23 protein-coding genes and 4 pseudogenes are annotated in these 19,330 nt (G+C 36.4%); 26 read left to right on the forward strand and 1 reads right to left on the reverse strand.

Going from position 1 to position 19,330, the window contains the following annotated elements:
• Positions 1–115: 115 nt before the first annotated feature.
• The 12 genes and pseudogenes from JCM21714_RS12140 to rsmI all read left to right on the forward strand — a co-directional run bounded on the left by JCM21714_RS12140 (position 116) and on the right by rsmI (position 7,975).
• Positions 116–301, forward strand: a complete 186-nt coding sequence (locus JCM21714_RS12140) for a sigma factor G inhibitor Gin (RefSeq protein WP_035724707.1) — start codon at positions 116–118, stop codon at positions 299–301.
• 54 nt (positions 302–355) lie between these two features.
• The gene (locus JCM21714_RS12145; RefSeq protein ID WP_035724709.1) at positions 356–1,816 is read left to right on the forward strand and encodes an aminotransferase class I/II-fold pyridoxal phosphate-dependent enzyme; all 1,461 of its coding nucleotides are present in this window, start codon (positions 356–358) and stop codon (positions 1,814–1,816) included.
• Positions 1,813–2,436, forward strand: a complete 624-nt coding sequence (gene tmk / locus JCM21714_RS12150; protein WP_035724710.1) for a dTMP kinase — start codon at positions 1,813–1,815, stop codon at positions 2,434–2,436. Before JCM21714_RS12145 ends, tmk begins: the two co-directional genes overlap by 4 nt.
• 25 nt (positions 2,437–2,461) lie before the next feature.
• On the forward strand, positions 2,462–2,791 hold the full coding sequence (gene darA / locus JCM21714_RS12155; protein ID WP_035724712.1) for a cyclic di-AMP receptor DarA: 330 nt from the start codon (positions 2,462–2,464) through the stop codon (positions 2,789–2,791).
• 18 nt (positions 2,792–2,809) lie between these two features.
• A complete protein-coding gene (locus tag JCM21714_RS12160) occupies positions 2,810–3,250 on the forward strand; it encodes a YaaR family protein (protein ID WP_035724714.1) in 441 nt (146 codons plus the stop codon).
• A gap of 134 nt (positions 3,251–3,384) precedes the next feature.
• Positions 3,385–3,776 (forward strand): annotated as a pseudogene (locus tag JCM21714_RS24230) (DNA polymerase III delta subunit-related protein); the annotation flags it as partial.
• A 270-nt stretch (positions 3,777–4,046) separates the two neighbouring features.
• On the forward strand, positions 4,047–4,316 hold the full coding sequence (locus tag JCM21714_RS24235; protein WP_369403582.1) for a DNA polymerase III subunit delta' C-terminal domain-containing protein: 270 nt from the start codon (positions 4,047–4,049) through the stop codon (positions 4,314–4,316).
• Positions 4,317–4,322: 6 nt separating this feature from the next.
• On the forward strand, positions 4,323–5,150 hold the full coding sequence (locus JCM21714_RS12170) for a PSP1 domain-containing protein (protein ID WP_035724716.1): 828 nt from the start codon (positions 4,323–4,325) through the stop codon (positions 5,148–5,150).
• 15 nt (positions 5,151–5,165) lie between these two features.
• Positions 5,166–5,507 carry a DNA replication initiation control protein YabA gene (gene yabA, locus JCM21714_RS12175; RefSeq protein WP_035724717.1) on the forward strand — a complete coding sequence of 114 codons (342 nt, stop codon included), beginning with the start codon at positions 5,166–5,168 and terminating at the stop codon, positions 5,505–5,507.
• A gap of 591 nt (positions 5,508–6,098) precedes the next feature.
• The gene (locus JCM21714_RS12180; protein ID WP_439644464.1) at positions 6,099–6,842 is read left to right on the forward strand and encodes a tRNA1(Val) (adenine(37)-N6)-methyltransferase; all 744 of its coding nucleotides are present in this window, start codon (positions 6,099–6,101) and stop codon (positions 6,840–6,842) included.
• On the forward strand, positions 6,829–7,134 hold the full coding sequence (locus JCM21714_RS12185) for a GIY-YIG nuclease family protein (protein ID WP_035724719.1): 306 nt from the start codon (positions 6,829–6,831) through the stop codon (positions 7,132–7,134). The genes JCM21714_RS12180 and JCM21714_RS12185 overlap by 14 nt, the downstream gene beginning before the upstream one ends.
• Positions 7,106–7,975 carry a 16S rRNA (cytidine(1402)-2'-O)-methyltransferase gene (rsmI, locus tag JCM21714_RS12190; RefSeq protein ID WP_035724722.1) on the forward strand — a complete coding sequence of 290 codons (870 nt, stop codon included), beginning with the start codon at positions 7,106–7,108 and terminating at the stop codon, positions 7,973–7,975. The genes JCM21714_RS12185 and rsmI overlap by 29 nt, the downstream gene beginning before the upstream one ends.
• 33 nt (positions 7,976–8,008) lie before the next feature.
• Here rsmI and abrB read toward each other — a convergent pair whose 3' ends face one another.
• Positions 8,009–8,287 carry a transition state genes transcriptional regulator AbrB gene (abrB, locus tag JCM21714_RS12195; protein WP_035724724.1) on the reverse strand — a complete coding sequence of 93 codons (279 nt, stop codon included), beginning with the start codon at positions 8,285–8,287 and terminating at the stop codon, positions 8,009–8,011.
• A 292-nt stretch (positions 8,288–8,579) separates the two neighbouring features.
• On the opposite strand from abrB, the gene metG reads away from it, so the two are divergent.
• From metG to glmU, 14 genes and pseudogenes are all read left to right on the forward strand, one after another.
• Positions 8,580–10,529, forward strand: coding sequence for a methionine--tRNA ligase (gene metG, locus JCM21714_RS12200; RefSeq protein WP_035724727.1), 1,950 nt, complete (start codon positions 8,580–8,582; stop codon positions 10,527–10,529).
• An 80-nt stretch (positions 10,530–10,609) separates the two neighbouring features.
• A complete protein-coding gene (locus JCM21714_RS12205; protein ID WP_035724730.1) occupies positions 10,610–11,383 on the forward strand; it encodes a TatD family hydrolase in 774 nt (257 codons plus the stop codon).
• A gap of 191 nt (positions 11,384–11,574) precedes the next feature.
• Positions 11,575–11,766, forward strand: coding sequence for a hypothetical protein (locus JCM21714_RS21655; RefSeq protein WP_235182818.1), 192 nt, complete (start codon positions 11,575–11,577; stop codon positions 11,764–11,766).
• Positions 11,759–12,715: a resuscitation-promoting factor gene (locus JCM21714_RS12210; RefSeq protein ID WP_235182819.1), complete on the forward strand. Its 957-nt coding sequence runs from the start codon at positions 11,759–11,761 to the stop codon at positions 12,713–12,715. The genes JCM21714_RS21655 and JCM21714_RS12210 overlap by 8 nt, the downstream gene beginning before the upstream one ends.
• Complete coding sequence (locus JCM21714_RS21660; RefSeq protein ID WP_235182820.1) at positions 12,709–12,849, forward strand: 3D domain-containing protein; 141 nt, start codon at positions 12,709–12,711, stop codon at positions 12,847–12,849. The genes JCM21714_RS12210 and JCM21714_RS21660 overlap by 7 nt, the downstream gene beginning before the upstream one ends.
• A gap of 167 nt (positions 12,850–13,016) precedes the next feature.
• Positions 13,017–13,214, forward strand: coding sequence for a hypothetical protein (locus JCM21714_RS19855; protein ID WP_148295026.1), 198 nt, complete (start codon positions 13,017–13,019; stop codon positions 13,212–13,214).
• Positions 13,174–13,737, forward strand: coding sequence for a ribonuclease M5 (rnmV, locus tag JCM21714_RS12215; protein ID WP_035724731.1), 564 nt, complete (start codon positions 13,174–13,176; stop codon positions 13,735–13,737). The genes JCM21714_RS19855 and rnmV overlap by 41 nt, the downstream gene beginning before the upstream one ends.
• The gene (gene rsmA, locus JCM21714_RS12220; RefSeq protein WP_035724733.1) at positions 13,734–14,627 is read left to right on the forward strand and encodes a 16S rRNA (adenine(1518)-N(6)/adenine(1519)-N(6))-dimethyltransferase RsmA; all 894 of its coding nucleotides are present in this window, start codon (positions 13,734–13,736) and stop codon (positions 14,625–14,627) included. Before rnmV ends, rsmA begins: the two co-directional genes overlap by 4 nt.
• Before the next feature lie 215 nt (positions 14,628–14,842).
• Positions 14,843–15,106 (forward strand): biofilm formation stimulator Veg, encoded by a 264-nt coding sequence (gene veg, locus JCM21714_RS12225; RefSeq protein ID WP_035724735.1) that lies wholly within the window; start codon positions 14,843–14,845, stop codon positions 15,104–15,106.
• Between the two features lie 148 nt (positions 15,107–15,254).
• Positions 15,255–15,434, forward strand: a complete 180-nt coding sequence (locus JCM21714_RS12230) for a small, acid-soluble spore protein, alpha/beta type (RefSeq protein ID WP_035724737.1) — start codon at positions 15,255–15,257, stop codon at positions 15,432–15,434.
• A 93-nt stretch (positions 15,435–15,527) separates the two neighbouring features.
• Positions 15,528–16,395 (forward strand): annotated as a pseudogene (gene ispE / locus JCM21714_RS12235) (4-(cytidine 5'-diphospho)-2-C-methyl-D-erythritol kinase).
• A gap of 54 nt (positions 16,396–16,449) precedes the next feature.
• Positions 16,450–17,276, forward strand: a pseudogene (purR, locus tag JCM21714_RS12240) (pur operon repressor).
• Between the two features lie 211 nt (positions 17,277–17,487).
• Entirely contained in the window at positions 17,488–17,778 is a 291-nt protein-coding gene (gene spoVG, locus JCM21714_RS12245) for a septation regulator SpoVG (RefSeq protein ID WP_035724739.1), read from the forward strand.
• Between the two features lie 164 nt (positions 17,779–17,942).
• A pseudogene (gene glmU, locus JCM21714_RS12250) lies at positions 17,943–19,317 on the forward strand (bifunctional UDP-N-acetylglucosamine diphosphorylase/glucosamine-1-phosphate N-acetyltransferase GlmU).
• The last annotated feature ends 13 nt before the right edge of the window (positions 19,318–19,330 follow it).

Raw genomic sequence — 19,330 nt, forward strand, 5'->3', positions numbered from 1 at the left:
GAATAAGTAAAAATGTTTCACGTGAAAAAACACTAAAACTGTCGAATAAATAAATCTATTATTCTAGGTATATTTATTACTAGATTGGCCATACTAATTGATGGAGGTGTAGTAAATGGAGAATAATAAACATGTATGTGGGATATGTGATCAAACGAAAAAAGAGGGAATTTTTCTATACCAACTTTATATTTGTTCAGAGTGTGAAAAAGAAATTTTATCAATAAAATCTCAAGATGAAAACTATCAATACTATGTAGAAAAATTGAGAGCTATCAATCAATCAATATATACTATATAATGGAATCACAATTAGTGATTCCATTTATTTTTTACTATGAAGTGAGGCTAAGTCATGCAAGAACGGCAAAAGCAAATACCAATCTATCAAAAGGTTAGCAGTTTTGCTCAAAACCAAAACACTTCCTTTCATGTTCCAGGCCATAAAAATGGCAAGATATCTTTGGAACCTGTCCCTAATTACTTTCAGGAAATATCAAAAATAGATGTAACAGAAATAGAAGGTTTGGATGACCTGCATGCTCCTCAAGGGATTATTAAGAAAGCACAGAAGCTGGCATCAGAATGGTTTGGTTCTTTAGATACATTTTTCTTAGTGAATGGCAGCACCACAGGTAACTTAGCTATGATATTAGCTGCTTGTCGCCCGGATGACCAGGTGCTTGTTCAAAGAAATTCACATAAATCAATTATGCACGGTATGGAATTAGCTGGAGTGAAACCTGTTTTCTTACCACCAGCTTATAATTTTAGTAAACAACGTTATACAAATGCATCAATGGAAACATTGATAATAGCAGTTAAGAACTATCCAGATGCAAAAGCAATTATTGTTACGTATCCCGATTACTTTGGTGACACGTTTGAATTAGAGGAGTTAATTGAGATAGCCCATTCTAATAACATGCTCGTTATGGTAGATGAGGCACATGGTTGTCATTTTTCATTACCATTTATTAATGCTCCATCAGCAGTATCTTTAGGAGCAGATATTGTCGTTCAGTCAGCTCATAAAATGACACCGGCATTAACCATGGCAGCTTATTTACATATTCAATCAAAAACCATTGATTCTAATAGAATAAAGTACTATCTGCAAATGTTACAATCAAGTAGCCCTTCCTATCCGATTCTGGCAAGTTTAGATCTGGCCCGGTATTATTTAGCAACATATTCGAGAGAAAAGTTTAATACGTTACTTGCATATATAGAAGAGGTCACCCGTATTTTTATGGAGAGTGACTATTGGTCGGTAGAAGATAAGAAACCGATGGATGATCCTTTAAAGATTTGCATTAAAGTAAAGGAAGGAATAGATATCCAGCAGATAAAAAAAATGTTAGAGAGAGAACAATTATATCCCGAATTAGTTACGGAAAGACATATATTATTTGTGTTTGGTTTAGAAGCTGTGATTGATTCAGCTATCCTTCAGAAAAAACTAAGAAGAATTCAAAGAAAATTAAACTTTTCGTCGAACCATGCTACAATAGAAAATAATTCTATGTTTTATAATGATAAGATCATTCCTTTGGCGCTATCCTATGCAAGTATGAATAAGTTAGCGATGGAATGGTGTAATTGGACAGATGCTTCAGGAAGAATTGCTGCGGAAAATATCATCCCGTATCCACCGGGTATTCCTATTATAACCAGAGGGGGGGAAAAGATCAGAACATCTGCAATTGAAGAAATACAACAATTAATGCAACATAACATTAATTTTCAACCGATTAATCGTACAACCGGTTTAAATGTATATATGGAAGATGGGAATAAAATTAAAGGAGAATGAATGTGTTTATAACTTTTGAAGGTGGCGAAGGTGCTGGGAAAACAACGATTTTACATCGACTAGCACAACGTTTAACAGAAGAGGGATATCATGTGATGACTACTAGAGAACCGGGTGGTATTCCAATAGCTGAAAAAATACGAGATATCATTTTAGATAAGAAGAATTCAATAATGGATGCTAGAACAGAGGCGCTTTTATATGCAGCAGCAAGAAGACAGCACTTAGTTGAGAAAGTCAAGCCTGCTTTAGCAAAGGGTGAAATTGTCCTTTGTGATCGATTTATAGATAGCAGTCTTGCCTATCAAGGTGTTGCAAGAGGCTTAGGAGTAGAAGCAGTATTCCAAATTAATCAATTTGCTATTGCAGATCAAATGCCAGATCTAACTTTGTTTTTTGACATTCACCCCAAAGAAGGTTTAGCAAGAATACATAACAATAAAGAAAGAGAACAGAACAGACTTGATTTGGAATCGTTACAGTTCCATAATCAAGTGTATCAGGCTTATCAGCAATTACTTTTAAAATTTCCTGAACGGATCGAGAGAATTGATGCAAATTTTGATATAATAGAAGTAGAAGCAAATGCATATAACAAGATTAAAGCAAAGTTATTATGATTGATAACAAAAGGAGGCGGCAAATGTGAAATTGATTATGGCGGTTATACAGGATAAGGATTGTAATCGACTGCTTGACGCTTTACGGGACCAACAATTCAAAACAACTAAATTATCCTCTACAGGCGGCTTTTTAAAAGAAGGTAATACTACGTTGATGATTGGTTGTGAGGATCAGCATTTAGATGAAGCATTAGAAGTAATCCGGGATAACTGTAGTCAACGGGAACAAATGGTTTCACCTGTCTCTCCTATGGGTGGAAATGCAGATTCTTACATTCCGAGGCCAATTAATATAGAAGTGGGTGGCGCAACTGTATTTGTATTGCCAGTCGACTCGTTTCACCAATTTTAAAGGCAGGTATAGGTAGCCATGAAAATAAATCAGGAAATGCGTACACAATTAGATGCATTGAATAAAATTGATCAACAGGCACGTCCATCTACACAACGATTTGACTCACTGGTTAAACAGCAGTCTACACAGATGCAACAAGCAGAGTTACAAAAATTAATGGGTGATTTAACGTCGCAAGGTCAGAGAATTGCACGATTTCGTTCCTTTAAAGATCTTGCGACCTATAAAAGAATGGTTAAACGCTTTGTGAAGGAAGCAGTTGATTATGGCATGTCTCTCAAACAATCACACAGTTTTGTGTTAGATGGTGATAATCGTAAGCTGACTATTGTAGAAGAAGTCGATGAGAAATTAATGGAATTGACGGATTCAATAATGGATCAGGAAAAGAATTCAATTCAAATATTAGACCTTATTGGGGAAATAAAGGGGCTTCTTATAAATCTGTATACGTAACCTGGATAAAAGGGGATAGATTAGAAATGGTGACTAATCCATCCTCTATATTTTTAGGATGAAAGTAGGCAATCAAATTGAGTGTACTATGGGAAGATATGATGAAAAAACAGCCTATTGTAAGTAAAATGATAATGAATAGCATAGAAAAATCCAGGATATCTCATGCCTATCTGTTTCATGGCGATAAAGGTACTGGCAAAAGTCAATTAGTCCAATTATTTGCGATGAGTATATTCTGCAAGCAGCGTATAACGATTAATCCCTGTCATCAATGCAGTGATTGCCGTCGTATAAAAAGTGGGAATCATCCTGATTTACATCAGATTATACCGGATGGTGCAAGTATAAAAAAGAGCAGATATTAGATTTGCAGAAGGAATTTACTTATACAGGGTTAGAATCTAACAAAAAAGTATATATTATTTACCATGCAGAAAAAATGACGGATAATGCTTCTAATCGACTGTTAAAATTTTTAGAAGAGCCTAGTCAGCAAACCACTGCAATTTTATTAACAGAAAATAGCCAGGCTATCTTACCTACCATTCGATCAAGATGTCAAATGATCGCTTTTAAGCCATTAAATCCAAAGCAATTAGAAGAAAGTCTTCAATTAGAAGGATTGTCAGAGGCAAACGCTCGAATAATGACCGCTATTACCAATAATTTATCGGAGGCCATTGATAAGAGCAAGGATACTTGGTTTGCACAGTCACGAAAATTAGTGGTACAATTAATTGAAATGCTTCAACATAATCGAGGTGAAGTGCCAATATTCGTGCATACACAGTGGATGCCTCATTTTAAAGAACGTTCGCAATTGCAGGAGGGACTGGATTTATTATTAATTTGGTTTAGAGATATTGTTCATTATCATCTTGAAGAAACCACTGCAATCGTTTTTGCCAATCACCAGGATAAATTAGAAGCAGCAAGCATGTTTTGGTCATTAAGCCATACGACAGAAAGCTTGCAATTTATTATGGAGGCTAAGCGAAAAATAGAACAGAATGTGCACCCACAATTAGTATTGGAGCAACTAACACTTCAAATACAGAGGTGAATTTTAGTGATAGAAGTAATTGGTGTCCGCTTTAAGAAGGCGGGTAAAATATATTATTTTGATCCCATTGACTTAAAAATCGATAAAGATAATTATGTCATTGTGGAAACAGTAAGAGGTATAGAGTTTGGCAAGGTTGTTGTAGCAAATAAACAAGTGGATGAAGAAGATGTTGTTCTTCCGTTAAAACAAGTGCTTCGCATTGCCAGTGATAAGGATAAGCTTATTGTCGTAGAAAACAAGGAAATTTCGGAAGAAGCTTACCAGACCTGTCAGACGAAAATTAAAGAGCATGAATTGGAAATGAATTTAGTCGACGTGGAGTATACCTTTGATCGAAATAAAGTCATTTTCTATTTTACAGCAGATGGCAGAGTGGATTTTCGTAATTTAGTTAAGGATCTTGCGTCAGTATTCAAAACTCGAATAGAGTTGCGTCAGATTGGTGTAAGAGATGAAGCAAAGCTATTAGGTGGTATCGGTCCTTGTGGTCGTATGCTTTGTTGCTCCACCTTTTTGGGTGATTTTGAACCAGTATCCATTAAGATGGCTAAGGATCAAAATTTATCTTTAAATCCTTCTAAAATATCTGGTTTGTGTGGCCGTCTAATGTGCTGCTTAAAGTATGAGAACGATGATTACGAAACAGCTAAGAAGGAATTGCCAGACCTTGGTGAACATATCACAACAAATCATGGTCGTGGAAAGGTCGTTGGTCTTAATATTCTAGAACGGTTAGTTCAAATTGAAATTCCTGAAAAGGAACGAATGATTGAATATACGTTAGATGAATTAATTGATGAGGGAGTTATTAAAGCCCAGGCCACAGAATAATGGGGTGGAAGTGACGTGAACAGAAAAGAATTATTTGAACAGGTTTCTGATATGGAAGAACAAATTGGCCAATTGTATCAGCAACTAGGTGATTTAAAACAACAGTTAGGTGAAATGTTAGAGGAAAATCATCGCATAGAAATGGAAAACCATCACCTCAGACAGCGATTGGATAATGAAACAGAAGGTCAGGTTGGTCATGAGCAGAATGAAGATGATCTTGTTATCGGAGAAGGCTATGATAATTTAGCAAGACTTTATGAAGAGGGATTTCATATTTGTAATGTCCACTTTGGAAGTCCAAGACAAGAGGGCGATTGTTTATTTTGCCTGCTCTTTCTTAACAAAACAAAATAATAACAACTTTAAGGCTGACGCAAAACAAGTGTCAGCCTTTTCACTAGAAATCAACCTAGATAACTCATACACAGTATAACTAAACTGCGAAGTACTGGTTTGTTTTGAAAGTAAGATAAGTGTATACAAAAGCTCCGTCCATATACTTCGCTTTCCGCGGGCATGGCCTTAGCCTCCTTACTCACTTTGTTCGTTGCGGGGTCTTCGGCTCACGCTATTCCCGCAGGAGTCTACGTAAATGGACTACGCTTAAGTATAGTGCTACAAAGCTTGTGAGAAATAGTATTTTGAAACGAAGGCATATTACTTCTCGCATAAACAGGACTCTATTCAAAGCGGAGGAAAAATGCGACACTCCTAGGGGGATCAGTGCGAACTGAAGATCCACTTTGGAAAGGGCTCTTCTTTTCAAAGTTAGCTGAAGTCGCACCCCCCCCTGGAAAGGGAGTATTTTTACGTAGCGCTGATTTTAATCCCATCAAATTACTTTAAATTGAAAGTTTTCACTTGTTCGCAGTTTGGGTCTTTTATTTAGTCAGATTTTGTTTAGGAGATTTATATCTAGTGAAAATTGTAATGAGGAGAAGGATTATGCAATTGAAAGACGATGAACGAATTGATGATTTATTAGCAGACCAAACGATGAAAATTATCCAAAGTCCAACGGTGTTTTCTTTTTCAATTGATGCAGTATTACTCGCAAACTTTGCTTCCGTGCCTAAGACAAGGGGAAAAATCTTAGACTTGTGTACAGGTAATGGCGTGATTCCCTTATTGCTGTCACAAGAATCAACGGTGCCCATCACAGGCGTAGAGATTCAGGAGCGGTTATATGATATGGCGTGCCGAAGCATAGAGCTTAACGAGCTAACACCTCAAATTGATATGATCCATGGAGATTTAAAGGAAATGCCCTCCTATTTTAAGAATAATAAATTTGATTTAGTTACTGTGAATCCACCTTATTTTCAAACCACGAATAAAGACCATCAAAATAGTAACGACTATTTAACGATAGCAAGGCATGAAATATACTGTACACTGGAGGATGTAATTCAATCGTGCAGCAAGTTAGTGAAATCTGGCGGGAAAGTAGCGATGGTTCATCGTCCAAATCGCTTTGTGGATATTGTTACGCTATTCCGTCAATATAAAATTGAACCTAAAAGAATCCGATTTATCTATCCAAAGAAAGGCAAAGAGGCAAATATTTTATTAATAGAAGGTATCCGTGATGGAAGGCCTGATTTAAAATTATTACCACCTTTATATGCATTTAACCAGAATGGGAACTATTCAGAGGAATTAGAGGGTATATTATATGGGAGAAAATAATCACTACGTCTATATTCTGAAATGTAAAGACGAAACATTATATACCGGATACACAACAGATATTAAACGGAGAATCGAAATGCACGAAAATGGAAAAGGGGGGGCTAAATACACGAGAGGCAGAGCACCGTTCCAACTAAAATTTCAGAAATGCTGTGCTTCTAAGTCAGAAGCATTACAATTGGAGGCAAGTATTAAAAAACTTTCAAAAAGAAATAAAATGCTTTTGATAAAGGAAAAGCAACTGGAAGGGTATGGCGCAGATGAGAATACAAAAGAGTTATCAGAATGAACAGTCTAAGGGAATCCTTTATGTCGTGCCAACACCAATTGGGAATCTTGATGACATTACTATTCGTGCCTTAAAGATCTTGGAAGAAGCGGATGTGGTATTAGCTGAGGATACAAGAAATACAGGTAAATTACTTCACCATTTTGAATTAAAGAAAAAAATGATTAGTTATCATGAGCATAATAGAATGGAAAGACAAGAGCAGGTTATGGATATGCTGAAGCAAGGACAGCTTCTGGCGTTAGTAAGTGATGCAGGGATGCCAGGTATTTCAGATCCTGGATTTGAACTGATACATGAAATTATTTCTGAGGATTTAACAGTAGTTGTTTTGCCTGGTGCAAACGCAGCATTAACAGCACTTGTTGGTTCTGGATTACCAACCGATCATTTTTATTTTTCTGGCTTTTTGCCACGCAAGAAAAAAGATAGGGAGGAAATATTCGCTAGACTGCGTACAATGGAAACAACCATCATCTTCTACGAGTCCCCCCCTCACCGTATTCAGGAAACGATCCAGGATTTAGCAGCAAATTTTGGGGATAGGAATGTTTCTATTGCGAGAGAAATTACCAAGCGCTATGAAGAGTATATAAGGGGTACTCTCGAAGAAGTTGCAGGATGGTTAGCAGAAAATCCACTAAAAGGTGAATGCTGCATCGTGATGGAAGCAATAAAGCAAGAGAATGAAAGTAGTTGGTGGCAGCATCTTACACTAAAAGAACATGTAGAACAATTAATGGAAAGAGAAGACTGTTCCAGTAAAGATGCTATTAAAAAGGTAGCAAAGGAAAGAGACGTTCCAAAACGGGAAGTATATAGCACATATCACCTAAAATAGAAAAACACGGTCAAAATATGACCGCGTTTTTCATTATTTATTTAATTTTTGTTGAATTTCATCAACTAGTATTTGTGCACCTTCAGGGCTAAGTATTAGTTTTCCATCTGCTAACGTAAAGTTATCGTCAGAAACTTCACCGGTAACCTGACATGTCATATTTGGTTTGTATTTCTGTAAGATGATGCGTTCATCATCGACATAAATTTCTAGCGCATCTTTCTCGTTAATTCCTAATGTGCGACGAAGTTCGATTGGTATTACTACCCGACCTAACTCGTCTACCTTTCGTACAATACCTGTTGATTTCATTATTTATTCTCCCCCCTTTGATAAATAAATTCGGCAAGATTCGACATCTATAGCGTAATAATACCATTAGTTGCCATTAATGTCAAACAGAAAATTACTATTTTTTCTAGGTTTTTTAAATATATTGAAAAAAACAGAACTTTTTGATAAAAATATTTGTTTTAACTCTAAGTTATATGTTGATAAAATTTAGGTGAAAATGTATTAATGATGGAAAAATCCATGAAAAATCGCTACAATAAAAACAGATTGTAAATATTGATTACAAGCCAAAAGGTTGAGGAGGCATAATATGACAGAACAAAAGAAAACTTTTTATATAACGACACCCATCTACTATCCGAGTGGAAATTTACATATTGGCCATGCTTATAGTACGGTTGCCGGAGATGCGATGGCACGATATAAACGCCTTCGCGGATATGACGTTCGTTATTTGACAGGAACGGACGAACATGGGCAGAAGATACAGAAGAAAGCGGATGAGGCAGGAGTAACTCCTCAGGCATATGTCGATGAAATTGTGAGTGGTATTAAAGATTTGTGGGAAAAATTAGACATTTCCTATAGCGATTTTATCCGGACTACAGAAGAGCGACACAAAAAAGTTGTCGAGAAGATTTTTGCGAAATTAGTAGAACAGGGAGATATCTATTTAGATGAATATGAAGGGAATTATTGTACTTCCTGTGAATCATTTTTTACTGAACGGCAATTGGAAAACGGACGGTGTCCTGATTGTGGTGGTCCCGTAGAACGTGTGAAAGAAGAATCCTATTTCTTTAAAATGAGTAAATATGTTGACCGGTTGTTAGCCTTTTATGAAGAAAATCCATCTTTTATTCAACCAGAAAGCCGAAAAAATGAAATGATTAATAACTTCATTAAGCCCGGATTGGAGGATTTAGCGGTATCCCGAACAACCTTTGATTGGGGGATTCAGGTACCAGGCGATCCAAAACATGTTATTTATGTATGGATCGATGCGTTATCCAATTATATCACGGCGTTAGGATATGGAACAGATGATGATTCTTTATTTCAAAAATATTGGCCAGCAGATGTACACTTGATGAGCAAGGAGATTGTTCGTTTCCATACCATTTATTGGCCGATTATGCTTATGGCGTTGGATTTACCATTACCTAAGAAGGTATTTGCTCATGGTTGGATTCTAATGAAAGATGGTAAAATGTCTAAATCAAAAGGCAATGTCGTCAACCCAACAGATTTAACAGAACGTTACGGATTAGATGCTTTACGTTATTATTTATTGAGAGAGGTTCCGTTTGGATCAGATGGTGTGTTTACACCCGAGGGATTTGTAGATCGCACCAATTATGATTTGGCAAACGATTTAGGTAACCTGTTGAACCGAACCGTGGCCATGATTAATAAGTATTTTGATGGTGACGTGCCAGCGTTTCGTATATCTGAGGATCCATTTGATCAGCAGTTAGAAATTCTAGCTAAGAAAACAGTGAATAATGTCGAAGAGGCGCTAGATGAAATGGGATTCTCCGTGGCATTGACACATATTTGGAAATACGTAAGTAGAATCAATAAATATATTGATGAAACAGAACCATGGGTATTAGCAAAAGATGATCATAAGAAAGAGCGTTTAGGGAATGTAATGGCACACTTAGTCGACAGTTTACGTCGGATAGCCATACTCTTACGTCCATTTCTTGCGCAAACACCAAACCGTATTTTTGAACAAATAGGAGTTACAAATGAAGCCGAACAGACATGGGAAAGCTTATTACAATTTGGTTCGAAAGATAACGATAATAAAGTAGTGAAAAAAGATCCAATCTTTCCACGTTTAGATGTCGAAAAAGAAGTGCAGATTATTAAGGAAATGATGACTAAACCGCAGCCTGAGAAGAAGGAAGAAGAACAGGTGTCTGCTAACGAGATTACCTATGACGAATTTATGAAGCTTGATTTGCGAGTAGCAGAAATAACCCACGCAGAAAAGGTGAAAAAAGCAGATAAATTATTGCGAATTCAGCTTGATCTGGGAATAGATAAAAGACAGGTGGTATCAGGTATCGCTGAATACTATACACCTGAAGAGCTGGTTGGGAAAAAAGTGATTTGTGTGACAAACTTAAAACCAGTAAAATTACGTGGGCAATTATCGGAAGGTATGATTTTGTCCGGAGAAGACAAAGACGGTTCGTTATCACTCGCAACAGTAGAAGCAGATTTACCAAACGGATCTATAGTGAAATAATAGTAAACAACGCTTATCATCTAATATGTGATAAGCGTTTCCCTTTAGGAAACAAAACAGCAAGCAATGGAGGATTAATTATGTTATTTGATACACATATTCATTTGAATGTCTCTCATTTTGATGAGGATCGAGAAGAAGTATTACAAAGGGCGAAAGAAGCAGGTGTCGAAAATATGGTCATTGTCGGCTTTGATCATGAGACGATACCGAAGGCAATTGATATCGCAGAAAAATATGATTATATATACGCAGCAGTCGGCTGGCATCCTGTAGACGCTATTGATATGACGGATAAAGAGTTGGACTGGCTGGAAGAGCTTTCCTCCCATCCGAAAGTAGTTGCGTTAGGAGAAATGGGTTTAGATTATCATTGGGATAAATCTCCAAGGGAAATACAAAAGGATGTATTTCGTAAACAAATTCAATTAGCGAAAAAAGTAAAATTGCCAATCATTATTCATAATCGGGAGGCAACAGAAGATATTATCCAGGTATTACAAGAGCAAAACGCAGGAGAGATCGGAGGGGGGGTGATGCATTGTTACAATGATTCCGTCAAATATGTCGATGCGTTTTTAGCAATGAATTTTTACATTTCACTTGGCGGGCCTGTCACCTTTAAAAATGCAACATTACCAAAGGAAGTAGCTAAACATGTACCCGGAGATCGTTTACTCATTGAGACAGACTGTCCGTTCTTAGCACCTCACCCAAATAGAGGAAAACGAAATGAACCAGCATATGTAAGATTAGTGGCAGAAAAAATTGCAGAACTTCGAGAGGAAAGCTATGAAGAGGTTAGTAAAAAAACAACTGAAAATGCTAAGCGTTTTTTCGATATTTCCGGTTAGAGGTTTCCTTTAATACCAATAGTTACATCGAATGTTACCGTATTGTAAACTATTTGAAATATTTATAGGTGTAATGCAGTAGAACCCTTGGATTTACAGGGTTTTACTGCTTTTTTTATTGAAAATGGGCGTTTGACACAGCAAAGTGTTCTTTATATAATACAACAGCGAGCAACAAGGAGGGAAAGTTTATGAAACGTCTCAAATTTAATCGCGTTTTGACTAATAAAGATTTCATTTATGCCATTACATTATTGTTAATTATCGGACTAATCAGTTTCTCATTTTATGAATTGTCAAAAGCGGAAGTAAAAGTAACCCAAGGTGATGAAGTAACAACCATTCGTACTCATGCTAATACTGTTGGGGGATGTATTGAATGAACTTGTAATTGATGTGGGAGAACACGATGAACTTTCGCATAACCTGAATGACCGGGTTACAACGAATATGAAAATACAACATACAGTCGCTAATCAAGTTTTTCTCAGTATAGACGGTAAAGAAACAACCTATTATACAACAAGTAAAACGGTTGAAGACTTTTTATATGAACAAAACATTGAATTAACAGAAAATGATCAATTATCACTGGCTTTAGATACCAATGTGAACAATCAACTTGAAATCGCAATTGATAAAGCTTTTCAAGTTACGATTAATGATGCTGGGGAGAAACAACAGGTTTGGACTACTAATAGTTCAGTAGAGGAATTATTAAACGAAAATAACATTACACTCCATGAATTAGATAAAATCAAACCAAAAACTACGGCTGAATTAAATGGTGACACTGATATTGTAATAACCAGAGTAGAAAAGGTAACAGATGTAGTTGAAGAAGAACAAGACTTTCCGGTTGTCAAACGTCAGGATAGTTCCTTGGAAAAAGGAAAAGAGGAAATTGTAGCTCAAGGTGAACCAGGTGTAATTGAAAAGCACTATGAAGTAGTATTAGAAAATGGTGAGGAAGTATCAAGAGAGCTGGTAAAAGAAGAAGTTAAGCAGGAAGGTAAAGAAAAGATAGTAGCAATTGGAACTAAAGTTAATCAAACTATCTCAACTAATAACATCACTTCTACAAACAGTTCGCCAAAATCTGCAAGCAGTTCACCAAAATCTTCAGGCAGTTCTGAAGTAGTTTCACGTAGTGGTGGAGGCAACGAACCAAAGGGGAAAACATTATACATGAAAGCAACTGCTTACAATTGGGATTGTTCTTCGTGTGACGGACGTGGTCTTACGGCAACTGGTTATAACTTAAAGGCAAATCCTAACGGTGTAATTGCTGTAGATCCTAGCGTAATCCCATTAGGAACGAAAGTATGGTAGAAGGTTATGGATATGCAATCGCACGTGACACAGGTGGAAATATAAAGGGGAATAAAATTGACCTCCATATGGCAACGACACAGCAAGCATCTAGTTTTGGTGTAAGAACGGTACAAGTCAAGATTATTGAATAATTTATGAAAGCTTACCTAATCTAATTTGGTAAGCTTTTTTAAGCGAATAAAGCTAAAAATCATACAGTATAGTGTGATAAGTGAATAATGTTTCTTAGGTTGCAAAAATTCATTTATGAACATAAGGAAGATGATGCGACATAACTTTAATTTATTGAGTAGTAATCTTGAAATTTATATTAGGTGTAACAACCGCTGCGACTTGCCCACTTCGCTTTCCGGGGGGCAGTATGTCTATTTATTCATTAGTTTGTTTAGTGAAAAGTGGTGGGCTAGATGGTAAAATAAACAAAGCTATTACAAGTAAGAATGGGGGCACCTTTTTTGAAGGTAAAAGAAATTATTATCGTAGAAGGAAAAGATGATACCGCAAAGTTAAAGCAGGCTATGGATGTGGATACCATCGAAACCAACGGATCAGCAATAAATAAAGACACATTAGAACAAATAGTACACGCTAAAGATAAAAGAGGTGTAATTGTCTTTACAGACCCAGATTATCCAGGACAACGGATAAGACAAATTATTGATCAACATGTACCAGGGTGTAAACACGCTTTCTTATCTAAAGAAGAAGCTAAAGCGAAGGGAACCCAACATAGAAGTCTCGGAATTGAACATGCTTCTTTACAGGTATTAAGAAATGCGCTCAGCCAGGTGTATCAATTATCAGAAACACAGAAATCAGATATAACCCAATCAGACTTGATGAATCACGGCCTGATAGGTGGTATGGGTGCGAAGGACAAAAGGAATAAATTAGGAATGAAATTAAGAATTGGGCATATAAATGGTAAGCAATTATTAAAAAGACTCCAAATGTTTGAGATCACAAAAGAGGAATTTGAGAACGTTATGGAATCCATTAATCAGGAGGAGCATGCATGAGCGATCAAAAGGCGATAGCAACACCAAAGCGAACAAAGGAAATTTTAAATAAATATGAATTTTTCTTTAAAAAAAGCTTAGGGCAAAATTTTATAATTGATGTAAATATACTCCGAAATATTATTACAAAAGCAGAAATAACAAAAGATATGAATATTATTGAGATTGGACCGGGAATCGGGGCACTAACCGAACAATTAGCACTTGCTGCTAATAAGGTGGTGGCGTTTGAAATAGATGGGCGTCTTCTGCCTATTCTTGAAGATACATTAGAAGGATACAATAATGTAACAATCATAAATCAGGATATATTAAAGGCGGATATTATAGAAATATGTGATAAGTATTTTCAGGATAGTAAACCTGTGAAGGTTGTAGCAAATCTTCCGTATTACATTACCACACCAATTTTAATGCAATTATTAATGGCAAACCTTCCAATTGCCAGTATTACAGTTATGATTCAAAAGGAAGTAGCTGAAAGAATGGCAGCAAAAGAAAACACAAAAGAATATGGGTCATTATCTATAGCGGTTCAATACTATACAGAGGCACGTGTAGAGACGATTGTTCCCAAAACGGTATTTATGCCTCAACCACGTGTAGACTCTGCTGTATTACATTTAAAAATGCGTGAAGTTGCACCAGTAAAAGTAATGGACGAAACGTTCTTTTTTAATCTCGTTAAAGCCAGTTTTCAACAAAGGCGAAAAACGCTGCGTAATAATCTATCTCGACATTTTAATGAAGTCTTTGCAAAATTGGAAATAGAAAATGGTTTGGAGCATGTAGGGATAGATGGGACAAGACGAGGGGGGGAATCCCTGACCATTCATGAATTTGGTTCACTAGCTAATTACTTCTATCAACGAATCAAAGAAAACTCATAAAGAAAGGGTTTTCTTTTTTTTTATAGTTATTTAACAGGCCGAAAACCGCTCTATTTCTGTTTTCTATACATAATTTAAAGAAATTAAGGCAAGCTATAACCAGGAATTCCAATTTTTTTATTGACAGCTCTCAATTGGTATTGATATAATAGAATAATTTTAATTGACGGTTGGACAAGAATGTAGTATAATAAATTTTAGTGAGGTGGAGTGTATTGGCTAAAACGTTGATTGAAATTAAACAAGGTTTAGATGGAAATGTCGGCAAGCGTTTAAGAATTAAAGCGAATGGTGGTAGAAAGAAAACCATTGAACGTTATGGAACTTTATCTGAAACATATCCTTCTGTATTCATTGTTGAATTGGATCAAGATGAGAATGCATTTGAACGTGTTTCATATAGTTATGCAGATATTCTCACGGAGACGGTTGAATTAAACTTTACAGAAGAACTAAAAGCAGTAGCAGGCGAGCAGTAAACCATGCTTACTGCTTTTTTTATGGGCTGAATAATGAATTTTTTTTTAATGACAGCAGGAATGTTATCCTTATATTTCCTGGCATCAAACTTTAAATAACACATAAACTATGCTTGTCGTAAAGAACGACAGAAAGGGAGTATCTTCTATGGCTAGAAAACGAGGGATGATGTCTGATCGTTTTAAGGAAGAGCTTGCTAAAGAGTTAGGGTTTTACGACAAGGTACAGCAAGATGGTTGGGGCGGAATAACGGCAAGAGATGCTGGAAATATGGTGAAAAGAGCAGTACAGATAGCGGAAGAAAGTTTAAATAAGGACAAAGCCTAATCATGGCTTTGTCCTTTTTGCGCTATGAATCAGTTTTATGGTATCTTTACATAAAGTCAATTTCTGAATAAAAAGGCAGTGGGTGAGCAAACAGTGTATATATTGGAGAAAGCGCCAGCGAAAATAAATCTAACTTTGGATGTCTTATATAAAAGACCAGATCATTATCATGAAGTAGAAATGATAATGACTACAGTAGATCTAGCGGATCGTTTAGAATTCTTTTTATTAAAAGAAGACAGAATAGAAGTTGTTTCAGAAAACCGCTTTGTACCAAATGATGAGCGCAATTTAGCATATCGGGCAGCAATGCTTTTAAAGGAAAGGTTTCAAATAAAGATTGGAGTTAAAATTAAAATAGATAAGCAAATACCGGTTGCTGCAGGTCTTGCTGGTGGCAGTAGTGATGCTGCAGCGGCATTAAGAGGTTGAACAAGTTATGGAAACTGGGATTGTCTTTGAGTGAATTAGCAACACTGGGTCAGAAGTAGGATCAGATGTATCTTTTTGTGTTTATGATTCCACTGCACTTGCTAAAGGCAGAGGTGAAAACATCTTGGAATTGCCAGCTCCACCACATTGTTGGGTTGTTCTGGCAAAGCCGGTACAAGGAGTCTCTACACAGTCTGTATATCAATCCCTGCATTTGGATAACTTAGATCATCCAGATACTCAAGGGATGATTCAGGCAATTAAACAATCTGATTATCAAGGAGTTTGTAAGAGACTGAAAAATGTACTGGAAACAGTAACGTTACCTAAGAATCCGGAGGTAGAATTAATTAAAGCCCAAATGAAACGATTTGGAGCGGATGCGGTATTAATGAGCGGCAGTGGTCCAACCGTCTTTGGCTTAGTTCAGCAGGAAAGCAGGGCAGATCACATTTATAACAGTTTGAGAGGATTCTGTGAAGAAGTGTACGTCGTAAGATTACTGGGGAGTCATCAAACACTTGATTAAACACGTATAAAATGTTATATTTACCACAAAATATTCGGATTTTGGGGTGTAGTGATGAAAAGAAGCGATCGCCTGGTTGCGATGACCAATTATTTAGTAGAGCATCCAATGGAATTAATTTCTCTACCATTTTTTTCAGATATGTATGGTGCAGCTAAATCATCGATAAGTGAAGATTTGGCTATTATAAATAAAGTATTTAAAGAAGATGGTATAGGCTATTTAGAGTCTGTTTCTGGAGCTGCTGGTGGTGTGAAGTATATTCCGGATGTATCGAAGGAGAGGGCCGGAAAAATAATCGAAAAGTTATGCTTGGAATTAGAAGATCCAAGTCGTATTTTGCCTGGTGGCTATTTATTTATGAGTGATATTTTGGGGAATCCAAGTACTGTAAGAAATATTGGACGCCTTTTTGCCTCGCGTTTCACGGGATTAAATATTGATTCCGTAGTAACCGTAGCTACCAAGGGAATACCCATTGCGTATGCGGCAGCTGAATTCTTGCATGTGCCAGTAATCATAGTGCGCCGCGATCCTAAGGTGACAGAAGGTTCAACAGTGAGTATTAATTATGTATCGGGTTCATCAAAAAAATCCAAACGATGGTATTGTCAAAACGAAGCTTAAGTTCCAGAGAAAATGTGTGTATTATCGATGATTTTATGAAAGCAGGCGGAACGATTAACGGAATTAAAAACTTACTGCAGGAATTTGATGCTAACGTGAAAGCAATTGGTGTTTTAGCGGAAGCAGAGGATGAAGAAGAGGATCGTGTAGTGGAGGATTACATGTCCTTGGTTCAAATTAAAAATGTGGATTCTACGAAAAGGCATATCGAAGTTATAAAAGGTAATTATTTTGAATATAAAAATAGAGAATAGAGAAGAAAAAAGTCAACAGTATCATTTACAGACTGTGGAGAAGAAAAACATGCAAAAGTAGTCGAAACTTATCGAAATATGTCGTTCATCACTCTAATTAAGAAGTATCTCTTAAAAAGATAAATTATTTTTAAAATTTAGCAGGAATTATCACAAATTTGTTGAATTAAAATAATAAGTTCTTAATAAGGGAAAAGGTGGTGAAACATAAATGGAAGTAACTGACGTGAGATTACGCCGCGTGAATACCGATGGAAGAATGCGAGCTATCGCATCCATTACATTAGATCATGAATTTGTTGTGCATGATATTCGTGTTATTGATGGAAACAATGGAATGTTTGTAGCAATGCCTTCTAAGCGTACACCGGATGGTGAATTTAGAGATATTGCACATCCTATTAATTCAGGCACAAGAGGGAAAATTCAGGATGCTGTTCTGGAAGAATACCAACGTGCTGGTGAAACTGAAGTAGAATATGAAGAAGCAGGTGCTTCCTAAAAAAGAGTAAAAAGTCTAATCATTTTTGATTAGACTTTTATTTTTTGTTCTTCTTTATTGAAAATGTCATGGTTTTCATATATATTCATAATTGGGATACTATTGTGCGAAATGAGCATAATTCAATCATATATACATTTAATGTTAGGAACGGAGGGAATCATTTGTTAAATCGCTATGCAATTGTTTTAGCAGCAGGGAAAGGGACAAGAATGAAGTCGAATTTATATAAAGTTCTACATCCTGTCTTAGGTAAGCCGATGGTACAACATGTGGTAGATCAGTTAAAGACGCTAGATTTAGCCAGTATTACAACTGTAGTTGGTTTTGGTGCTGAAAAAGTACAGGAACAGCTTGGAGATGATTCTGAATTCGTGATCCAGCAAGAGCAGTTAGGAACGGGACATGCTGTACAGCAGGCAGAAAGTTTTTTGGCAAACAAGCAAGGCACAACCATTGTAGTTTGTGGGGGGATACCCCATTATTAACTAAAGAAACCTTGCAAGCAGTATTAGAGCATCATGAGAAAGAAAAAGCAGCTGTAACCATTTTAACTGCACAAGCAGATGATCCAACAGGTTATGGAAGAATTGTCAGAAATGCAGAAAGTCAGGTTAGCAAAATTGTAGAACAAAAAGATGCAACAAAAGAAGAGCAGTTAATTCAGGAAATTAATACAGGTACATATTGTTTTGATAATGTATTATTATTTGAGGCGCTGAAGAAAGTATCAAATGATAATGCGCAGGGAGAATATTATTTACCAGATGTTATTCAGATCGCGCAACAAGAGCAGCAAAAGGTTGTGGCATATGAAACAGAACAATTTGAAGAAACAATTGGTGTAAATGACCGAATTGCATTATCTCAAGCTGAAAAACTAATGAAAAAAAGAATTAATGAGCAACATATGAGAAATGGTGTAAGTATCATCGATCCAGAAAACACTTATATTGGAGTAGATGTACAAATAGGTACTGATGTAACAATTGAACCGGGATCTGTACTTAAAGGTAAAACGATTATTGAAAACGACGCAGTTATTGGTCCAAATTCAGAAATAACAGATTGTCATATTGGAGAAAGCACTGTGATGCGACATAGTGTGGCCACGTCAAGTTATATTGGAAAAAGAGTTCAAGTTGGACCATTTGCGCATATTCGACCTGAGGCAGCGATCGGCAATGATGTAAAAGTGGGTAATTTTGTTGAAATTAAGAAATCAAAAATAGATAATGGAAGTAAGGTTCCACATTTAAGTTATATCGGTGATGCAGAAATAGGCAGTGGGGGGGTCAATATTGGGTGTGGGGGGGCTATTACTGTTAATTATGATGGCAAGAACAAATTTAAGACAACGATAGAAGATGATGCTTTTATCGGATGTAACGCCAATTTAATCGCACCAGTCGTATTGGTAAAGGTGCATTAATCGCAGCAGGTTCAACGATTCACCAGGACGTGCCGGGTGAATCATTATCGATTGGCCGGGCTAAACAAGTAAATAAAGAAGGGTATGCGAGAAAATACAACAATTAATTAAGATCACATG

The organism is Gracilibacillus boraciitolerans JCM 21714 (assembly GCF_000521485.1).
Taxonomy (GTDB): Bacteria; Bacillota; Bacilli; order Bacillales; family Amphibacillaceae; genus Gracilibacillus; species Gracilibacillus boraciitolerans.